The 18,478-nt window shown below is 74.6% G+C and carries 10 protein-coding genes, 2 tRNA genes and 1 pseudogene; 9 read left to right on the top strand and 4 right to left on the bottom strand.

Going from position 1 to position 18,478, the window contains the following annotated elements:
• Positions 1 to 361 precede the first annotated feature (361 nt).
• From AB0J08_RS05310 to cobA, 7 genes are all read left to right on the top strand, one after another.
• A complete protein-coding gene (locus tag AB0J08_RS05310) occupies positions 362 to 1,402 on the top strand; it encodes an ATP-binding cassette domain-containing protein (protein ID WP_360627190.1) in 1,041 nt (346 codons plus the stop codon).
• Positions 1,399 to 2,136: a methionine ABC transporter permease gene (locus tag AB0J08_RS05315; RefSeq protein ID WP_360627193.1), complete on the top strand. Its 738-nt coding sequence runs from the start codon at positions 1,399 to 1,401 to the stop codon at positions 2,134 to 2,136. The genes AB0J08_RS05310 and AB0J08_RS05315 overlap by 4 nt, the downstream gene beginning before the upstream one ends.
• A 58-nt stretch (positions 2,137 to 2,194) precedes the next feature.
• Complete coding sequence (locus AB0J08_RS05320; protein WP_360627196.1) at positions 2,195 to 3,022, top strand: MetQ/NlpA family ABC transporter substrate-binding protein; 828 nt, start codon at positions 2,195 to 2,197, stop codon at positions 3,020 to 3,022.
• A gap of 204 nt (positions 3,023 to 3,226) precedes the next feature.
• Positions 3,227 to 3,928: a GNAT family N-acetyltransferase gene (locus AB0J08_RS05325; protein WP_360627199.1), complete on the top strand. Its 702-nt coding sequence runs from the start codon at positions 3,227 to 3,229 to the stop codon at positions 3,926 to 3,928.
• 218 nt (positions 3,929 to 4,146) lie between these two features.
• Positions 4,147 to 5,412 carry a precorrin-6y C5,15-methyltransferase (decarboxylating) subunit CbiE gene (gene cbiE, locus AB0J08_RS05330; RefSeq protein WP_360627202.1) on the top strand — a complete coding sequence of 422 codons (1,266 nt, stop codon included), beginning with the start codon at positions 4,147 to 4,149 and terminating at the stop codon, positions 5,410 to 5,412.
• Between the two features lie 493 nt (positions 5,413 to 5,905).
• Positions 5,906 to 9,724: a nicotinate-nucleotide--dimethylbenzimidazole phosphoribosyltransferase gene (gene cobT, locus AB0J08_RS05335; RefSeq protein WP_360627205.1), complete on the top strand. Its 3,819-nt coding sequence runs from the start codon at positions 5,906 to 5,908 to the stop codon at positions 9,722 to 9,724.
• A gap of 109 nt (positions 9,725 to 9,833) precedes the next feature.
• The gene (cobA, locus tag AB0J08_RS05340) at positions 9,834 to 11,111 is read left to right on the top strand and encodes a uroporphyrinogen-III C-methyltransferase (RefSeq protein ID WP_360627208.1); all 1,278 of its coding nucleotides are present in this window, start codon (positions 9,834 to 9,836) and stop codon (positions 11,109 to 11,111) included.
• A 245-nt stretch (positions 11,112 to 11,356) separates the two neighbouring features.
• Here the strand turns inward: cobA and AB0J08_RS05345 are convergent, their stop codons facing one another.
• Positions 11,357 to 14,125, bottom strand: a complete 2,769-nt coding sequence (locus AB0J08_RS05345; protein WP_360627211.1) for a SpoIIE family protein phosphatase — start codon at positions 14,123 to 14,125, stop codon at positions 11,357 to 11,359.
• 98 nt (positions 14,126 to 14,223) lie between these two features.
• On the opposite strand from AB0J08_RS05345, the gene AB0J08_RS05350 reads away from it, so the two are divergent.
• Positions 14,224 to 15,033 carry an RNA methyltransferase gene (locus AB0J08_RS05350; RefSeq protein ID WP_360627214.1) on the top strand — a complete coding sequence of 270 codons (810 nt, stop codon included), beginning with the start codon at positions 14,224 to 14,226 and terminating at the stop codon, positions 15,031 to 15,033.
• 830 nt (positions 15,034 to 15,863) lie between these two features.
• Here the strand turns inward: AB0J08_RS05350 and AB0J08_RS05355 are convergent.
• A pseudogene (locus AB0J08_RS05355) lies at positions 15,864 to 17,264 on the bottom strand (protein kinase); the annotation flags it as partial.
• 445 nt (positions 17,265 to 17,709) lie between these two features.
• Between AB0J08_RS05355 and AB0J08_RS05360 the strand changes: the two are divergent.
• Entirely contained in the window at positions 17,710 to 17,907 is a 198-nt protein-coding gene (locus AB0J08_RS05360; protein WP_360627217.1) for a hypothetical protein, read from the top strand.
• 363 nt (positions 17,908 to 18,270) lie between these two features.
• Here AB0J08_RS05360 and AB0J08_RS05365 read toward each other — a convergent pair.
• Together AB0J08_RS05365 and AB0J08_RS05370 are read right to left on the bottom strand one after the other, a co-directional pair.
• A tRNA-Val gene (locus AB0J08_RS05365) sits at positions 18,271 to 18,342 on the bottom strand.
• Positions 18,343 to 18,383: 41 nt separating this feature from the next.
• A tRNA-Val gene (locus AB0J08_RS05370) sits at positions 18,384 to 18,455 on the bottom strand.
• Between the last annotated feature and the right edge of the window lie 23 nt (positions 18,456 to 18,478).

Here is an 18,478-nt window from a genome sequence, read left to right on the forward strand (position 1 = left end):
TGCCGGCAGGTGAGCGCGCCATGTGTCGTCGAATGTGTCACCGCTGAGGGCCCTCGTCCCCTCCCCGGCCGCCGGCCGGGGTTCTCCCCCTCGCGCCCCGAAGCGAGACCCGGCCTGCTCCCGTCAGTGCGAGCACGCCCCGCCTGCCACAGCACCACCACGCCGTCCGCCTGCCCACTCACGGGCGGGTGGCGGTCCCTGATGACTCGTAAGGGCCACGCCGTCGCGCGGCCCGGCCGCCCAGCGGTGACGATCAAGGGGTGGCAGGTCCGGATCCCCCTGGTGCGACGCCGTCCGTCCCGCCGACCGCAACCCGGTCCGGCGGCCCAACGCCGTCCGCCCCCGACCCACGGAAGCAGCTGTGATCACCACCACGGACCTCACCAAGGTCTACCGCTCCCGCGGCCGCGAGGTGACCGCCCTCGCCGGCGTCGACCTGCACGTGCGCCCCGGCGAGGTCTACGGAGTCGTCGGCACCAGCGGCGCCGGCAAGTCCACCCTCATCCGCTGCGTCAACATGCTGGAGCGCCCCAGCTCCGGCACCGTCACCGTGGACGGCGTCGAGCTCACCGCACTCGACGGTGGTGACAACCGGGCCGGCCGGGAGCTGCGCGAGGCGCGCCGCCGGATCGGCATGGTCTTCCAGCACTTCAACCTGCTCGCCTCCCGCACCGTCCAGCAGAACGTCGAGCTCCCGCTGGAGATCATCGGCCTGGACCGCACCGAGCGCCGCCGCAAGGCCGCCGAGCTGCTCGACCTGGTCGGCCTCGGCGACAAGGCCCGCAGCTACCCCGGCCAGCTCTCCGGGGGCCAGAAGCAGCGCGTCGGCATCGCCCGCGCCCTCGCCGGCGACCCCAAGGTGCTGCTCTCCGACGAGGCCACCTCGGCGCTCGACCCCGAGACCACCCGCTCGATCCTCAAGCTGCTGCGCGACCTCAACCAGCAGCTCGGCCTCACCGTCCTGCTGATCACCCACGAGATGGACGTCATCAAGTCCGTCTGCGACTCCGCCGCCCTGATGCGCGGCGGCCGGGTGGTCGAGTCCGGCGCACTCACCGACCTGCTGGCCAAGCCCGGCTCCGAGCTCGCCCGCGAACTCTTCCCGCTCAGCGAGTTCGGCACCGGCCACCCCGGCAGCACCGTGCTGGAGATCACCTTCCAGGGCGACACCTCCGCCCAGCCCTTCGTCTCCCAGCTCGCCCGCACCTACCAGATCGACATCAACATCCTCGGCGCCGCCGTCGAGACCATCGCCGGCCGCATGGTCGGCCGGATGCGGGTCGAGCTGCCCGGCGGCCACCAGGACAACGTGGTGCCGATCGGCTTCCTGCGCGAGCAGGGCCTGCAGGTGGACGTGCTCGACACGGACGGCATCGACAAGGCGAGCGGAGCGGTGGCATGACCTGGGACCAGATGCAGGAACTGATGTGGCCCGCCACCTGGGAGACCCTCCAGATGGTCGGCGTCGCCACCGTCGGCACCGTCCTGGTCGGCCTGCCGCTCGGCGTGCTGCTGGTGCTCACCGACAAGGGCGGCCTGCTGCAGAACCGGCCGGTCAACAAGGTGCTCGGCGCGATCGTGAACATCGTCCGCTCGGTGCCGTTCATCATCCTGATGATCGCCCTGATCTCCTTCACCCGCTGGCTGGTCGGCACCTCCATCGGCTGGGAGGCCGCGACCGTGCCGCTCACCATCGGCGCGATCCCCTTCTTCGCCCGACTGGTCGAGACCTCCGTCCGCGAGGTCGACCGCGGCCTGGTCGAGGCCCTGCAGGCGATGGGCGCCTCCACCTGGACGATCGTCCGCAAGGCGCTGCTCCCCGAGTCGCTGCCGGCCCTCACCGCCTCGGTCACCACCACGATCATCACGCTGATCGGCTACTCCGCGATGGCCGGTGCGGTCGGCGGCGGGGGCCTCGGCACCCTCGCCATCAACTACGGCTACTTCCGCTTCGAGACCGCCTTCATGTGGATCATCGTCGCGGAGCTGGTGATCATCGTCACCGCCGTCCAGCTGCTCGGCGACCTGGCCGTGAGCCGCCTCGCCAACCGCGGCCGCACCGGCGGCCGGACCCGCCTGCTCGGCCCGCGCGGCAAGACCCCGGCCACCCCCGACGAGGAACTCGTCGCCTCCTAGACCTCCCGGCGTCCGCCTCCGGACGCGGCTCCCCGTATCACGCAGAAAGGCACTTTTCGTGCGCAACGCCCTGAAGTTCACCAGCGTCCTCGCCACGGCCGGCATCGCCCTCTCGCTCGCCGCGTGCGGAAGCTCCGGCTCGTCCGGCTCCTCCGACCCGAACGCCCCGCTCACCGTGGTCGCCAGCCCCACCCCGCACGGTCAGATCCTCAAGTACGTCAAGGACAACCTCGCGGAGAAGGCCGGCCTCAAGCTCACCATCAAGGAGGTCACCGACTACGTGACCCCCAACACCGCGGTGCAGGACGGCTCGGCCGACGCGAACTACTTCCAGCACGTCCCGTACCTGGAGGACTTCAACAAGAAGCACGGCACCCAGATCGTCTCGGTCGAGCCGGTCCACCTGGAGCCGCTGGGCGTGTACTCCAAGAAGGTCAAGTCCATCGACGCGCTCGCCAACGGCGCCACCGTCGGCCTGCCCAACGACGCCACCAACGAGGGCCGCGCGCTCAAGCTGCTCGCCGACAACAACGTGATCACCCTCAAGGCCGGCGTCGGCACCGCCGCGACCCCGCAGGACATCACCGGCAACCCGAAGAACCTCAAGTGGAAGGAGCTGGAGGCCGCCCAGCTGCCCCGCTCCATCGACGACCTCGACGCCGCCGTCATCAACGGCAACTACGCCCTCGACGCCGGCCTCAAGCCCGCCGGCGACTCGCTGATCCTGGAGAAGGCCGAGGGCAACCCCTACGCCAACATCCTCGCCGTCAAGCAGGGCAAGGAGAACGACCCCCGGGTCAAGAAGCTCGCCGAGCTGCTCCACTCCGCCGAGGTCAAGAAGTACATCGACGACACCTTCAAGGGCTCCGTCATCCCGGCGTTCTGACCGGCCGTCCCACCCGGCACCGCCGACGCACCTCCACGACCGGGCCCCCGCCGCACCTCGGCAGGGGCCCGGTCGGGCAGTATGCACCAGTGGCGCCCTGGCAGAGCGTGTTCTGACGTACCGTCGTGCGGTCCGCGCACCGCGCGACACCCGGGGCACCGGCGAGGCGTACGGTGTGTCCACGACCCGGCGAGGAGAGACGGCATGGCAGCGAGCTTCCCCGAGACCGCCATCAGCACCGAACGGCTGCTGCTGCGCCCCCTTGCGGAGGACGACGCCCCCGGCCTGGCCGCGATGATGGCCGACGAACTCGTCCTGACCTGGACCGATCTCCCGTACCCCTTCACCGAGGCCTACGCCGCCGAGCTCGCCCGCACCCTCGCCCCCGCCCACCGCGCGGCCGGGCGGGGCATCGTCTTCGCCGTCACCGAACACCTCACCCAGCGCCTGGTCGGCCTGGTCGAACTGCGCAACACCGACTGGCGGCTGCGCTCCACCGAGATCGCCTACGTCACCGCCCCCTGGGCGCGCGGCGAGGGCTACGCACCGGAGGCGGTCCTCGGCACCGCGCAGTGGCTGTTCGAGGACCGCGGCTTCCTGCGCCTGGAGATGCGCACCGCCGCCGGCAACACCGCCGCCCAGCAGGTCGCCCAGAAGGTCGGCGGCATCAGCGAGGGCGTGCTGCGCAGCGCCTGGATAGTGCGCGGCGAATCCAGTGAGATCGGCGGACCCTGGGGGACGGGCGGGGCCCGCCGGGCCGCCGTCGGCGCGACGTTCGGCGGCCGGAGCGAGGCCGAGAGCCGCAGCGACCTCATCCTGTGGAGCCTGCTCCCCGAGGACATGGAGTACCCGGCCGAGCCCGGGAGCGCCTGGCACGGCGACCACCGCTACGTCCTGCGCGACTGACCCGCCGCCACCCGGTCACCGGGCCGCCGGGGCCGGCGGGACCGGCGGGACCGGCGGGCCGCGGTGGCGGGCGGGGGAGCGGCGGCCGACCGGTGGCGGACATGTGTGCGAGAAGTCGGCGCCGACGGGATCACACCCGGTAACCTCTCCACCGGCGCCGTTACGCGGGCGCAGCATGTCGGCATGTCGGCGCACCGAGCGAGGGAGAACGGCCGCAGATGGCTGACCGGATCACGGTCATCGGGTGGGACGGCACCCCGCTGACCGAGGCCGCCGGCGCGGCCCTCGCCGCGGCCACCCTGGTGGCCGGCGCCCCCTACCAGCTCAGCGCCCTCCCGGTGCCCCCCGCCGCCGAGCGGATCGTCCTCGGCAACATCCGCCTCGCAGCCCGCCGGATCGCCGAACACCGCGGCGCCGCCGTCGTCGTCGCCGAGGGCGACCCGGGCTTCTTCGGCGTCGTGCGCACCCTGCGCCGCCCCGAGTACGGCCTCGAACTCGAAGTCCTGCCCGCCGTCTCCTCGGTCGCCGCCGCCTTCGCCCGCGCCGGCATGCCCTGGGAGGACGCCCACGTGGTCAGCGCCCACGGCGGACGGCTGCGCCGGGCCGCCAACATCTGCCGGGCCCATCCCAAGGTCGCCGTGCTCACCGCACCCGGCGCCGGGCCGAGCGAACTCGCCCTGATGCTGCGCGGGGTGCACCGCACCTTCGTGGTCTGCGAGGCGCTCGGCACCCCCGAGGAGGACGTCACCGTCCTCACCTCCGACCGGGTCGCCGACCACATCTGGCGTGACCCGAACGTGGTGCTGGTCATCGGCGGCAACGGCGCCGGCCCGCAGGCGGGCGCGGTGGGCGACGCGGCAGGCTGGCTGGCCGGCGGCCCGGTCGGCTACCCCGGACCGGACCGCGGCTGGGCGCTCCCCGGTGACGCTTACACGGGCGCCGGGCGCGCGGAGGACGCGCCCGGCGCACCGGAGGCGCTGCCCGCGCACGCGCGCGCCCTCGTGCTGGCCCGTCTGGGTGCCCGTCCGGGGGACCTGATCTGGTCGGTCGGCGCGGGCAGCGGCGCCCTCGCCGTCGAGGCCGCCCGGTTCGGCGCGGCCGTCGTCGCGGTCGAGGCGGACCGCTCGGCCTGCGCCCGGCTGGCGGTCAACGCCCGCCGGTTCGGCGTCGCGGTGGAGACCGTCCACGGCTCCGGCCCGGAGGTGCTCGGCGGCCTCCCCGAGCCGGACGCGGCCGTCGTCGAGGCCGGCGGCACCGCGGTGGTCCGTGCCGTCCTGGCCCGCCGCCCCGAGCGTTTCGTCGCCGTGGCCCGCACCCTCGCCGAGGCGGAGGAGATCCGCCGGGCCGTCACCGAGGCCGGCTACCGGGCCGACGGCGCGCTGCTGCAGTCCACGCCGCTGCGCCCGGCCGGGCCCGACGGCGGCCTGGGGCTCGCGGCGGGGGAGCCGGGCGTACTCCTGCTCTGGGGTGAGCAGATCGTGTGAAGACGAGGTGCCGTCGCCGATCGTCCCCATGGCGATTCCGGAGCGCCGGCGGTGATCCAGGTCGCATCCGGACACCGATTCGAGAGGTGACGGCGCCGGGCCGGTAGTGTGGCGTCCGGGACGGCTGCGACGTCCGGTGGCTCGCCCGATCCGGTCGGTTTGTCGCCTTTTTGACGCAGTGCAACCCGGAACGGCTCGGAGTGTGGGCAATTCGACGGGCCGCGTGCCGGACCTGGAGAATGCCGTAGGGTCCGGTGCGGTCGTTGCCGGTTGCCCCGCCTTGTCGTTGTTTCAGATGGCGTGCCGCCCCACCGGGTGGTGCGCGGGCCGGGGTGCCGCAGCGCGCCGGAAGACTTCGGCCGCAGCGCCTCGGCGCGGCGGCCGCGTGTGGTTGAGGGGCGGGCCGGTTGCAAGGCCCGGCCCGTGCGGATGGGCGCTGCGGTCGGTGATCGCGTCGCCAAGGGCGCGGCAGCGGCCTGGAAGGAGCTTTGACATGACCGATGGCGGCCACGTCCCGAACGAGGGACTGCCGGAGCACCTGCTCGCCGGGTCCGACCCACTCGGCGGCCCGGAGGGCGTCGCGACTGTCGCACCCGTGCAGGGCATCGCACCCGTCCAAGGTGTCGCGATGGACGGCGGACTGATCCCGAACCCCGCAGCGCCGGGGAACGGCCTGCCCGGCGCGGCACCCCAGGGCATCGGCATGGTTCCCTCGCAGGGCCTCGCCGGTCAGCCACAGCCCTTCGGCGCGCCCGGCTACGGCGTCCCGGCCGGCGGCGCTTCGCTTCCGGGCGTCCCCGGCGAGGGCTGGGGAACCGACCCGGGTGCCCCGCGCCCCGCGTTCCACTTCCTCGACCAGCCGGACCAGCCGGACCCGCTCGACGACGAGGACGACGTGCTGCTGATGCCCGGTCCGCAGGGATCCTGGGGCGAGCCGTTGGCGGCCGGTCCCGGTGAGCAGGGCGTCGACCAGCAGGGCGCTCCCGGCACGCCGGTCGAGCCGTCCTGGCCCCCGCTGGAGCCGCCGCTCGTCGGTGTCGCCGACCCGGCCGTCCAGCAGCTCCAGCCGCAGCAGGTGCCGCTCCACGGCCAGGCCCTCCAGGCTCCGCTCGCCCCGCAGGGCCAGCAGGGCCAGCAGCAGGGTCAGCCGCCGCAGGGTCAGCCGCAGGGTCAGGAATCGCTGATGGCGGCTCAGCAGCCCCGCCGGCCGCTGCACGCCGGTCCGCCGATCCCGGACCCGTCGCTGATGACCGGCCACGTCCCGGTGCGTTCGCTCGCCGACCGGGGCCCGTCGCAGGGCGCCACGCCCGCCCACGGCATCCCGGTCGTCGTCGGGCAGCCGGAGCCGCAGGCCGCCGCCCCTGTGCAGGCCCAGCCGGTTCAGCAGCCGCAGGGCGTTCAACCGGTCCAGGAGGCCCCGCAGGCCCCGCAGGCCGTCGAGGCCCTCCCGGTCGCTCAGGCCGTGGACGTGCAGGCACAGGCAGAAGCTGTTCCGGCCGCCGAGTCGCCCGTCGCCGTGCCGGCCGCGGACATCACTGCGCAGGCCGGTGCGGAGCCCGCTGCGGCGCCCGTCGCCGTGCAGACCGTCGAGCCGATCGCCGAGCAGGCGGAGCCCGTGGGGGCCGACGCCCAGCCGTCCGCCGCCGAGCAGCCCACCGAGGTTCAGGCGCCCGCCGCCGACCCGTCGGTGGCGGGCCTTCCCGCCGTCGAGCAGACCGCTCCCCAGCCGGGCGGCGACGAGCAGCCCGCGGATGAGCAGGCCGCCGCCCAGCCCGCGCAGCAGCCGGCCGCCCAGACCGGCCAGCCCCGCCGGATCTCCGCCTTCCTCGCCGCGCCCACCCCGCACGGCCTCCCGCAGGTCGAGGGGACGGAGCCGGTGACGGCGGTCGCCGAGGCACACGTCGAGCAGTCCGTCCCGATAACGGCCGCCGAGCAGGCCCAGGCCCCCGCCGCCGAGCCGGTCCAGGAGAGCGCCCCGGAGCAGCCCGCCGACGAGGCGACGCAGCCCGCCCAGGCGACGGACGCCGGTGAGCAGGCCCAGGTCGTCGCCGAGGTCCAGGACCCTGCCGAGGCCGAGGCCCGGACCGAGGGCTTCGTCGAGGTCGCAGCCGAGACCGCTGCCGGTACCGGTGAGATGCCCTCCGGCCAGGCCGTCGCCGTCGCGGCGGCCGAGCAGCCGCAGGAGGCCCTGGCGGAGACCGAGGCGGCTGCCGTCGAGGCCGCTGCCGTCGTCGAGGCCGCTGCTTCGGAGGCCGTGGAAGGCGCCGGAGCCGGCGGCGAGGTGCCGGCCGCCGCCGAGCTCGCCGTCGACGCTTCGGACGCTCCCGAGGCCCCTGCGGAGCAGCCCGCCGCCGAGGCCGACGCCCGGTCCGAGGAGGGCGGGCCCAGCACTGCCGGGGCCGTCACTCCCGAGGCCGTCACCGCCGAAGCCACGGACGCCGTCGACCCCGCCGCCGTCGAGGCAGTCGAGTCCGCCACCGAGGAGCCCACCGCCGAAGAGCCCACCACCGATGAGCCCACCGCCGAGGAGCCCGAGGCGGAGCCCGCCGAGCCTCGCGGCCCGGCCGCCCCCGGCTACGAGGACGCCGGCCGCGAGGCCGTCCACCAGGTCATCCGCGAGCGACGCGACATCCGCAACGGCTTCCGCCCGGACCCGATCCCGCACGAGGTGCTGATCCGCGTCCTGGAGGCCGCGCACACCGCGCCCAGCGTCGGCTACTCCCAGCCCTGGGACTTCGTCGTCATCCGCTCGGCCAAGACCCGCCGCAAGATGCACGAACTGGCCGAGCGCCAGCGCGAGGCCTACGCGGACTCGCTCCCCAAGGGCCGGGCGAAGCAGTTCAAGGAAATCAAGATCGAGGCCATCCTCGAAACGCCCGTCAACATCGTGGTCACCGCCGACCGCACCCGCGGCGGCCGCCACACCCTGGGCCGGCACACCCAGCCCCAGATGGCGCCCTACTCGGCCGCCCTCGCCGTCGAGAACCTCTGGCTGGCCGCCCGCGCCGAAGGCCTCGGCGTCGGCTGGGTGAGCTTCTTCGACGAGGACGAGATGGTCCGCGAGCTCGGCCTGCCCGAGCACCTGGAGGTCGTCGCCTACCTGTGCGTCGGCTACGTCGACGCCTTCCCGGACGAGCCCGAACTCCAGCAGCAGGGCTGGGCCAAGAAGCGCCCGCTCTCCTGGGTCGTCCACGAGGAGCAGTACGGCAACCGCGCGCTGCCCGGTGAGGAGCCGCACAGCCTGCTCGCCGAGACCCTGCGCGGCATCCGCCCGCTCGACGCCAAGGCGCTCGGCGAGGCCTGGGACCGGCAGAAGCGGATGACCAAGCCGGCCGGCTCGCTCGGCATGCTGGAGATCATCTCGGCGCAGTTGTCCGGACTCTCCCGCAAGTGCCCGCCGCCCATCCCGGAGCCCGCCTGCGTGGCGATCTTCGCCGGCGACCACGGTGTCCACGCCCAGGGCGTCAGCCCCTGGCCGCAGGAGGTCACCGCCCAGATGGTCGGCAACTTCCTGGCCGGCGGAGCGGTGGTCAACGCCTTCGCCAAGCAGATCGGCACCGAGGTCTGCGTGGTCGACGTCGGCGTCGCCGCCGAGCTGCCCGACGCGATCCAGCAGGGCCGGACCACCGGCCTGCTGCCGCGCAAGGTGAGGCCCGGCACCGGTGACATGACGCAGGGCCCGGCGATGACCCGAGAGGAGGCCCTCAAGGCCGTCGAGATCGGCATCGAGACCGCCCGCGACCTGGTCGCCGCCGGCAACAAGGCCCTGGTCACCGGCGACATGGGCATCGCCAACACCACCGCCTCCGCCGCTCTGATCTCGGTCTTCACCGGGCTGGACCCGGCCGAGGTCACCGGCCGCGGCACCGGCATCGACGACGCGACCCACGCCCGCAAGGTCGAGGTCATCCGCGCCGCGCTCACCCTGCACCAGCCGGACCCGGCCGACCCGATCGGCGTCCTCGCCGCCGTCGGCGGCCTGGAGCACGCCGCCATCGCCGGCTTCCTGCTCGGCGCGGCCTCGCTGCGCACCCCGGTCATCCTGGACGGCGTCATCGCGGGTTCGGCCGCGCTGGCCGCCAAGGCGATCGCCCCCGAGGTGCTCGCCGCCTGCATCGCCGGCCACCGCTCCGCCGAGCCCGGCCACCAGGCCGCGCTGGCCAAGCTCGGCCTGCGTCCGCTGATCGACCTCGACCTGCGGCTCGGCGAGGGCACCGGCGCCCTGCTGGCCCTGCCGCTGGTGCAGAGTGCGGCCCGGGCGATGCACGATGTAGCCACGTTCGACTCCGCCGGGGTCACCGAGAAGGCCTGACGTCCGCCCGCACCGCTCCATGCACCGGCCCGAGGGCGCGCCGGTGCGCGGAGCGGTGCCGCGCCGTACCCCCACACCGCATCCTCACGCCGATCCAGGAGCTCCGCCCATGACCGCGCCCAACCCGCACCCCGGCACCGAGGGCCGGACCCCGTACCCGGTCGGCCTGCTGCTGGCCGGCCGCCGCGTCGTCGTGGTCGGTGGCGGCCACGTCGCCCAGCGGCGGCTCCCCGCGCTGATCGCCACCGGCGCGGACCTGCACCTGATATCGCCCACCACGACCCCGGCCGTCCAGGCCATGGCCGACGCCGGCGAGTTCACCTGGCACGAGCGCCGCTACCAGGACGGCGACCTCGCCGACACCTGGTACGCGCTGGTCGCCACCGACGACCCGGCGGTCAACGCCGCGGTCAGCGCGGAGGCGGAGCGCGAGCGGGTGTTCTGCGCCCGCAGTGACGACGCGGCCGCCGCCACCGCCTGGACCCCGGCCAGCGGCCGCGACGCGGGCGCCACCGTGGCCGTCCTCACCGGTGACCCGCGGCACTCCGCCGCCCTGCGCGACGCCATCGTGGACGGCCTGCGGGACGGCTCGCTGGCCACCCGCCAGTACCGCTCGCACGGCGTCGGGGGCACCTCCCGGGTGCCGGGCGGGGGGAGCGTCGCCCTGGTCGGCGGCGGTCCGGGCGACCCGGACCTGATCACCGTGCGCGGCCGCCGGCTGCTCGCCGACGCCGACGTGGTGGTGGCCGACCGGCTCGCCCCGCGCGAGCTGCTCGCCGAGCTGCCCGAGCACGTCGAGGTGATCGACGCGTCCAAGATCCCGTACGGGCGGTTCATGGCCCAGGAGGCGATCAACCGGACGCTCATCGAGCACGCCAAGGCCGGCAAGTTCGTGGTCCGGCTCAAGGGCGGCGACCCGTACGTGTTCGGGCGCGGCGGCGAGGAACTGCTGGCCTGCGCGGAGGCCGGTCTGCCGGTCACCGTGGTCCCGGGGATCTCCAGCTCGATCAGCGTTCCGGCGGCGGTCGGCGTGCCGGTCACCCACCGCGGCATGACGCACGAGTTCACCGTGATCTCGGGGCACGTCGGTCCGGCCGACGAGCGCTCGCTGACCAACTGGGAGGCCGTCGCGCGGATGACCGGCACCCTGGTGCTGTTGATGGCCGTCGACAAGATCGGCGCCATCGCCGACAGGCTGATCGAGTGCGGACGCCCGGCCGACACCCCCGTGGCCGTCGTCCAGGAGGGCACCACCGCGGCCCAGCGCCGGGTGGACGCCACCCTCGCCACGGTCGCGGCCACCGTCGAGGCCGAGCAGATCAAGCCTCCCGCCGTGATCGTCATCGGCGACGTGGTCAACGTCCTCGCCCCCGCCCTCCACGCCTGATCCACGCCTGATCCGGTCACGATCCACGCCTGATCCGGTCACGATCCACGCCTGATCCGGTCACGATCCACGCCTGATCCGCGCGTGCGCCTCCGCTGAGCCACCGTTGCCGTGAGCGACTCCGGCTCGCCCCGCTGTTTGCAAAGGCGGCACTTTGCAAACAGCGAGGAGTGGGAAGTCGGCCCAGCCGACTTCCCACTCCGACCCCACACCCGCCACCGCACACCTCACCCCGCGCCGCCGCGTCACTCCAGCGGCTGCTCCGTCCAGATCACCTTGCCGCCGGCCGTGTACCGCGTGCCCCAGCGGTCGGCGAACTGCGCGACCAGGAAGAGCCCGCGCCCGCCCTCGTCCGTCGTGGCCGCGTACTTCAGATGCGGCGAGGTGCTGCTGGCATCGGACACCTCGCAGATCAGCGCCCGGTCGCGGAGCAGCCGGACCCGGATCGGCCCCCGCCCGTACCGGATCGCGTTGGTCACCAGCTCGCTCAGGATCAGCTCGGTGACGAACGCCGCCTCGTCCAGCCCCCACTGCTCCAGCCGCTCCGCCACCGCCGCCCGCACCGCGCTCACCGCGGCCGGATCGGAGGGCACGTCCCACTCCGCCACCTGGTCGGGCGCCAGCACCCGGGTCTTCGCCACCAGCAGCGCGATGTCGTCCTGCGGCCGCGCCGGCAGCATCGCGCCCAGCACGTCCGCACAGGTCTGCTCGGGCGTCCGGGGCGGCCCGGCGAGCGCGGCCCGCAGCATCTCCAGCCCCTCGTCGATGTCGCGCTCGCGGTCCTCCACCAGCCCGTCGGTGTACAGCACCAGCCGGCTGCCCTCCGCCACCTCCAGCTCGGTCGTCGTGAACGGCAGCACTCCCAGCCCCAGCGGCGGCCCGGTCGGCAGCTCCGGAAACCCCACCTGTCCGTCCGGACCGACCAGGGCCGGAGGCGGGTGCCCCGCACTGGCCAGCGTGCAGCGCCGCGACACCGGGTCGTAGATCGCGTACAGGCAGGTCGCGCCGGTGACCGCCGCCGAACCACCGGTCGCCGACTCCTCCTGGTCGATCCGGTTCACCAGGTCGTCCAGGTGCCCCAGCAGCTCGTCCGGCGGCAGGTCGAGCGTCGAGAAGTTGTGGATCGCCGTCCGCAGCCGGCCCATCGTCGCCGCCGCGTGCAGCCCGTGCCCCACCACGTCCCCGACCACCAGTGCGACCCGTGCGCCCGGCAGCGGGATCAGGTCGAACCAGTCCCCGCCCACTCCCGCCTGCGCCGGCAGGTACCGGTGCGCGACCTCCAGCGCGTTCTGCGCGGGCAGGCTGCGCGGCAGCAGGCTGTGCTGCAGCGTCACCGCCATCGCGTGCTCGCGGGTGTAGCGGCGCGCGTTGTCGATGCAGACCGCGGCGTGCGAGACCAGCTCCTCGGCCAGGGTCAGGTCCTCCTCGTCGAACGGCTCCGCCCGGTCCGCCCGCCAGAACCGCGCCACCCCCAGCAGCACCCCGCGCGCCCGCAGCGGCACCCGGACCAGGGAGTGCACCCCGTACTCCAGCGCCTGTGCCGACCGCTCCGGGTCCTGCGCCCGCCAGGCCTCCGCCTCCGCCAGCCGCGGCTCCAGGCCGGCCAGTCCGGTGTCCAGCGCGCCCGCCAGCGGTGTCGACGGCACGATCTCCAGTACCGTTCCCACCGGGTAGAACGGCGAGTCGTCCCGGACGCCGCTGAATGCCGCCCGCCGCATCCGCCCGAGCGGCTGCCCCTGCGGCGGCTCGTCGCCCGCCAGCACCTGGTCGGCCAGATCGACGCTGACGAAGTCCGCGAACCGCGGCACCGTCACCTGCGCCAGCTCCTGCGCCGTCCGCGTCACGTCGAGCGAGCTGCCCACCGTCACCCCGGCGTCGTACAGCAGGCGCAGCCGCCGCTGCGCCACCTCGGCCCGCCCGGACAGCGCCAGCAGCTCGGTGGAGTCACGCAGGGTGGCGACGCAGCCCGGTGGACCGCCGTCGCGGTCGGTCAGCCGGACGTTCACGGCCAGCAGCCGCTCGCCGGCCAGCACCACCTCGTCGCTGACCGGCCGGTTGGCGGTGAGCAGTTCCTGGGGTGCCCGGTCCAGGCCCAGCTCGGTCACCAGCCGCCCCTCGGCGTCGGCGGGCAGGTCCAGCAGCCGGCGCGCCTCGTCGTTGCAGAGCAGCAGCCGCCCGTCGCCCGCGACGATCAGCACCCCCTCGCGCACCGCGTGCAGCACCGCCGAGTGGTGCTCGTACATCCGCGTCATCTCGGCGGGGCCCAGCCCGTGGGTCTGCCGCCGCAGCCGCCGGCTGACCAGCGCCGTCCCGCAGGTGGCCAGCCCCAGGGCGACCGCCGCGGCACCCAGCACCACGGGCAGCTGCCGCTCGCTCGCGCTGCTGATCTTGGCGATCGTGACCCCCGCCGAGACCGCGCCGACCACCGAGGCGTCCGGTGCGCGGACCGGCACGATCGCCTGGACCAGTGGTCCGATGGTGCCGTTGATCTGCTCGGTCACCACCTGCCCCTGCAACGCGGGCTGGTAGGTGCCGACGAACTTCTGGCCGATCCGGGCCGGGTTGGGGTGGGTGTAGCGGATGCCGTCGGTGTTGAGGACGACGATGAAGTCCACGCCCGCGTTGAGCGCCGCGGCCTGCGCCTTCGGCTGGAGGATCGCGGTCGGGTCGGGGGAGCGCAGCGCCGCGACGATGCCGGGCGAGTTGGCGAAGGTCTGCGCGACCGCCACCGACCGGTTGGTCGCCTCGTGCCGGGCGTCGTTGCGGGACTGCACCACCAGCGCGATCACGGCGGCGGTGACCAGCAGCAGCACCACCAGCACCTGCAGCGCGAAGACCTGCCCGGCGACCGACCGGCGCCGTACCGGCCTCGGCCGAGCGCCATTCGGCTGCTGTTGCCGACCGTGTGGGCGCCCACCGGAGGAGCCGGCGGTACCAGCGGCACGGGAGGAGGTGGCGGAGCCGTAAGTGCCATCGGCCGACGGAGCCCATGATCGGCCCGGAAAACGGGCCATACGTCATATTTGCACTCCCTAGACCTACAGGCCAAGGCCAGGCGCATCCCGCCCTGGGCCGTTTGGCCTTCTCCACTCCGGCTTGGCAAGATCGCAGGGTGTCCGAACCCAGTACCATCACCGACCCCGCCGACCCGCGCCTAGGCGACTACACCGGTCTGACCGACGTCGAACTGCGTCGCCGCCGTGAGCCCGCCGAGGGCCTGTTCATCGCCGAGGGCGAGAAGGTCATCCGCCGGGCCCTGGCCGCCGGCTTCCGGATGCGGTCGATGCTGCTGACAGCCAAGTGGCTGGACGTGATGGCGGATGTGATCGCCGGGACCGACGCCCCCGTCCACGTGGTCGAGCCGGGGCTGGCCGAGGCGGTCACCGGCTACCACGTCCACCGCGGCGCGCTCGCCTCGATGGAGCGCCGGCCCCTGCCGGACGCCACCGAGCTGCTGGCCGGAGCCCGCCGGGTGGCCGTGCTGGAGGGGCTGGTCGACCACACCAACCTGGGCGCGATCTTCCGCAGTGCCGCCGCGCTCGGGATGGACGCCGTGCTGCTCTCGCCCGACTGCGCGGATCCGCTGTACCGGCGCGCCGTCAAGGTCTCCATGGGCGCCGTCTTCGCCGTCCCCTACGCGCGACTGGAGCCGTGGCCGGCCGCGCTGGACACCGTGCGCGCCGCCGGCTTCAGTCTGCTCGCCCTCACCCCCGCCGAGGACGCCGTCGACCTGGCCGCCCTGGCGCCGCACCGGCTCGCCAAGGCGGCCCTGATGCTCGGCGCGGAGGGTGACGGCCTCACACCCCGCGCCCTCGCGGCCGCCGACCACCCCGTCCGCATCCCGATGGCGCACGGCATCGACTCCCTCAATGTGGGCGCCGCAGCGGCCGTGGCCTTCTACGCCGTCACCGCCACGGCCTGACGCACACCCGTCCACCCCGGCGCCCTGCCGGGGGCCTCGTGATCGGGGGGAGCGGGAAGTCGGACCGGCCGACTTCCGGTGCACGGGCGGCGGTAGCACGGGCGGCGCGGCGCGGCCCGGGGCAGGACGGCCGGGGCGCCCCGCGGGTCGGGTCAGCCCGCCGGGGCCGTCGGCGGGGCGGGCGCGGCGGCGGGCGGCGGCGTGACGGTCAGGGTGGGGGCGCCGGGCCAGGACTCCTCGATGGTCCCGTCCGACCGCACCGTGTAGCGGGTGGAGGCCACCGCGCCGGTCTGGGTGGCCCGCTCCTCGCGGACCAGCGCGCCGTTGTCGAGCCGCCAGGTGGCCGTCGCCTGCGGATCGGCGGCCGACGAGCGGGAGGCCAGCGCCACGGGCGCGTCGCCGTTGAAGGCGAACAGCTGGACCAGGTCGGCCGGCACCGAGCCCTCCGCCCGCCGCAGCACCACCAGGGCTGCCGGCGCGCCCTTGTAGCGGGCCGGGAGGACGGTGCTGAGCGCGACCTGGGGCCCCGCCCCCGCCGAGCGCCCGTCCCGCAGCGCGATCGCCGGGCCGCCCGCCGGATCGGGGTAGCTGCGGTTGGGCCAGTCCACCACCGGCCCGGCGCCCTGGGCAGGCGCCAGCGCGCCGTCACCCGCCGCCGCACTGCCGTGTGCCGCCGCGGCGGCCGCGGCCGCCAACGGTGTCGCGGACTGGGCCGCGCCGTCCGCCGAGAGCCCGGCTCCCGGCGCGGGGGCGCTCGGTTGCTGGGACGGCGCGGCGCTCACCGCCATCCCGGCTCCGCGGGCCGGGCCGAGGCTCTGGTCGTCCCGGTTCTCGCACCCCTGCGCCGCCGCGATCGCCAGCGCCACACCGACCGTCACGGTGACGAAGACGATCAGCCGCTGCCGAAGCAGCCGCTGCCGGGCGGTACCGGGGCGGCCCGGGACGGGCGTGTGCTGCCGGTCGCCGGCCCGTCCGCGCGCCCGGTCCGGCCGCGGCTCGCGCTCGCGGGGGGCCGCCGGATTGCCGGGCCCGCCGGGCCGCCCCGGGGGCGGGGTCTGCTGGCGCTGGCGCAGCGGCCGGGTGGTGTGGGCCGCCTCGGGCCGCGGGATCGGTGCGGTGGCCGCCTGTCCGGGCCTGCCCTGCGGCCGCCGCTGGGCGGTGCCGGGGTGGGCCCCGGCGTGCGCGGCAGGTTGCTGGCCGACCGGGCGGCTCGCGGCCCCGGCCCGGGCGCGCGAGGCGCCCGCCGGGTCGGGGGCCCGCCCCGGCGCGGGTACGCCGCGCGCGGCGGCGGCCGCCTGCCCCGGGGCCGAGGCAGGCGCCGGGCCGTGCCCGGGGGTGCTCGGCCGCGCAGCCCCGGCCGCGCGGCCGCCGGCCCCGCGGCCGGGGCGCTCCGCCGTGGGGCCGTCGGTGGTGCCACGCGCGGCCAGCTCGCTCAGCCGCTCGTGCAGGGCGGCGGCCCCGGGCCGCTCGGCGGGCTCCTTCGCCAGGCAGGCCCGGATCAGCGGTGCCAGCTGCGGCGGTACGGCCGACAGGTCGGGCTCCTCGTGCACGACCCGGTACAGCATCACTTCGGAGGAGGCGCCCGAACCGAACGGGGTGTCCCCGGTGAGCGCGTACGCGAGCGTCGCCCCGAACGCGAAGACGTCCGTCGCGGGCGTCACGGCCGCGCCGCGGACCTGCTCGGGCGCGAGAAAGCCGGGGGAGCCGACCGCCGTGCCGACGTGGGTGAGCGTGCTGGCCCCGCGCGACCAGGCGATCCCGAAGTCGATGATCCGCGGCCCGCGGGGCGAGAGCAGGATGTTGGACGGCTTGAGGTCGCGGTGCACGACCCCGGCCTCGTGCACCTTGACCAGTCCGTCGGCCAGTGCCGCGCCGACCCTGGCGGCCTCCGGCCAGCCGAGCGGCCCGTCGTCGCCGACCCGCTTGTAGAGCGAGGGCCCGGGGACGTACGCGGTGGCCAGCCAGGGGCGCTCGGTCTCGATGTCGGAGCCGACCACCCGTGCCGTGCAGCCGCCCCGGATCCTGGAGGCGGCGGCGATCTCACGGGCGAAGCGGGTCCGGAACTCCAGGTCCTCGGCCAGCTCCGCGCGAATGAGCTTGAGCGCCACCCGCTGCCCACGCCGGTCCGAGCCGAGGTAGACGACGCCCATGCCGCCGGCTCCGAGGCGTCGGTGCAGCCGGTACGGCCCGACGATGCGGGGGTCCTCACGCCTCAGCCGCATCATCGCCATCATCGTTCCCCGTCAGCCTGTGGATGAGGCCCCGTCGGTGTGGGGCATCGTCAGTTCCTGTCGGGCACAGCTTACGGACTGCCTGCTGCGGTGTGCTGATACGCAACACCTGAACCCTCCGTGCGATTGTCCGATCTTGCACTGACAGTCACGCGCGGGGCGGCGGATCGCCTCTCGGGGTCGGCTCTCAGGGTTCCCCCGGGGGTGCGGCGCAAGGCGTCTCCCCCTGCGGTAGTACTCCTCAAGTCGGAGCGTCATCCTCGGGGATGCCCGGAGAACAGTACGACGGCATGACGTCCGACCACCCCCTCGGGCCATAGCGTTGTGCTCAGCGGTGGACGGGGCACTCGTCCCCCGAGGTAAGCCGTCCACCGCGTCCACTTCGGCCCACCGGTCGGCACGAGCAGCGCACGATCCAAGCAGCGCAGGAATCAGGAGTGAGGGCATGGCACCGCAGCTCACGGGATCCGCCCGCCGCCGTCGGCCGGCCTTCACCCAGCGCCAGGCCGCGGAGCCGACGAGGCACCCGGCGGTGGCACTGGCCATCGCCCTGCCCTGCGCCGTGTTGCTGGTCATGCTCTTCGGAGGCTGGGAGCAGATGGCGAGTCAGGCCCAGGCCGTCGCCGATCTGATCAAACACTGACCGATCGACCTGTGAATCCCGGCCGGGCACCAGCCCCGGCCGACCACTGAACGGGCACCGATCCCCTGGGGACGGGGAGTCGGTGCCGCCGGGGAAGGCCGTGCCCGCGACCACACGCGGACGGGCGTGAGCGGTGCACAGAGCACCCCGGCAGGCGGAGATGCCGCGTATGGACGTCGGTGAGGGCGTCCGTACGCGGCTCTTCCACTTCCCCCGAGACCTTGAGGCCTTGCCCCGAGACCTTTCCCGAGACCTTTCCCGAGACCTCCCCGGGCCGGCTCCCGGCGAGGCCCGTGACCTCCCTCGGAGCACGCAAAGGGCCGGGCCCGTGATCCTCGCGGATCACGGGCCCGGCCCTTACTGTGCGCGATACTGGGATTGAACCAGTGACCCCTACCGTGTCAAGGTAGTGCTCTCCCGCTGAGCTAATCGCGCCTGGTGTGGCGGTCCTGCAGCAGACCCCGAAGGATCCGACGTGCGCGATACTGGGATTGAACCAGTGACCCCTACCGTGTCAAGGTAGTGCTCTCCCGCTGAGCTAATCGCGCCTGGTGTGGCGGTCCTGCAGCAG

Origin of the sequence: Kitasatospora sp. NPDC050463, assembly GCF_040655255.1 — a bacterium.
GTDB lineage: Bacteria > Actinomycetota > Actinomycetes > Streptomycetales > Streptomycetaceae > Kitasatospora.

Excerpts from the sequence above, each read along its gene's own strand:
- AB0J08_RS05345 (WP_360627211.1), bottom strand. The coding sequence starts at position 14,125 with ATGGCCCGTTTTCCGGGCCGATCATGGGCTCCGTCGGCCGATGGCACT.
- AB0J08_RS05325 (WP_360627199.1), top strand. The coding sequence starts at position 3,227 with ATGGCAGCGAGCTTCCCCGAGACCGCCATCAGCACCGAACGGCTGCTG.
- AB0J08_RS05315 (WP_360627193.1), top strand. The coding sequence starts at position 1,399 with ATGACCTGGGACCAGATGCAGGAACTGATGTGGCCCGCCACCTGGGAG.
- cobT (WP_360627205.1), top strand. The coding sequence starts at position 5,906 with ATGACCGATGGCGGCCACGTCCCGAACGAGGGACTGCCGGAGCACCTG.
- cobA (WP_360627208.1), top strand. The coding sequence starts at position 9,834 with ATGACCGCGCCCAACCCGCACCCCGGCACCGAGGGCCGGACCCCGTAC.
- AB0J08_RS05360 (WP_360627217.1), top strand. The coding sequence starts at position 17,710 with ATGGCACCGCAGCTCACGGGATCCGCCCGCCGCCGTCGGCCGGCCTTC.
- cbiE (WP_360627202.1), top strand. The coding sequence starts at position 4,147 with ATGGCTGACCGGATCACGGTCATCGGGTGGGACGGCACCCCGCTGACC.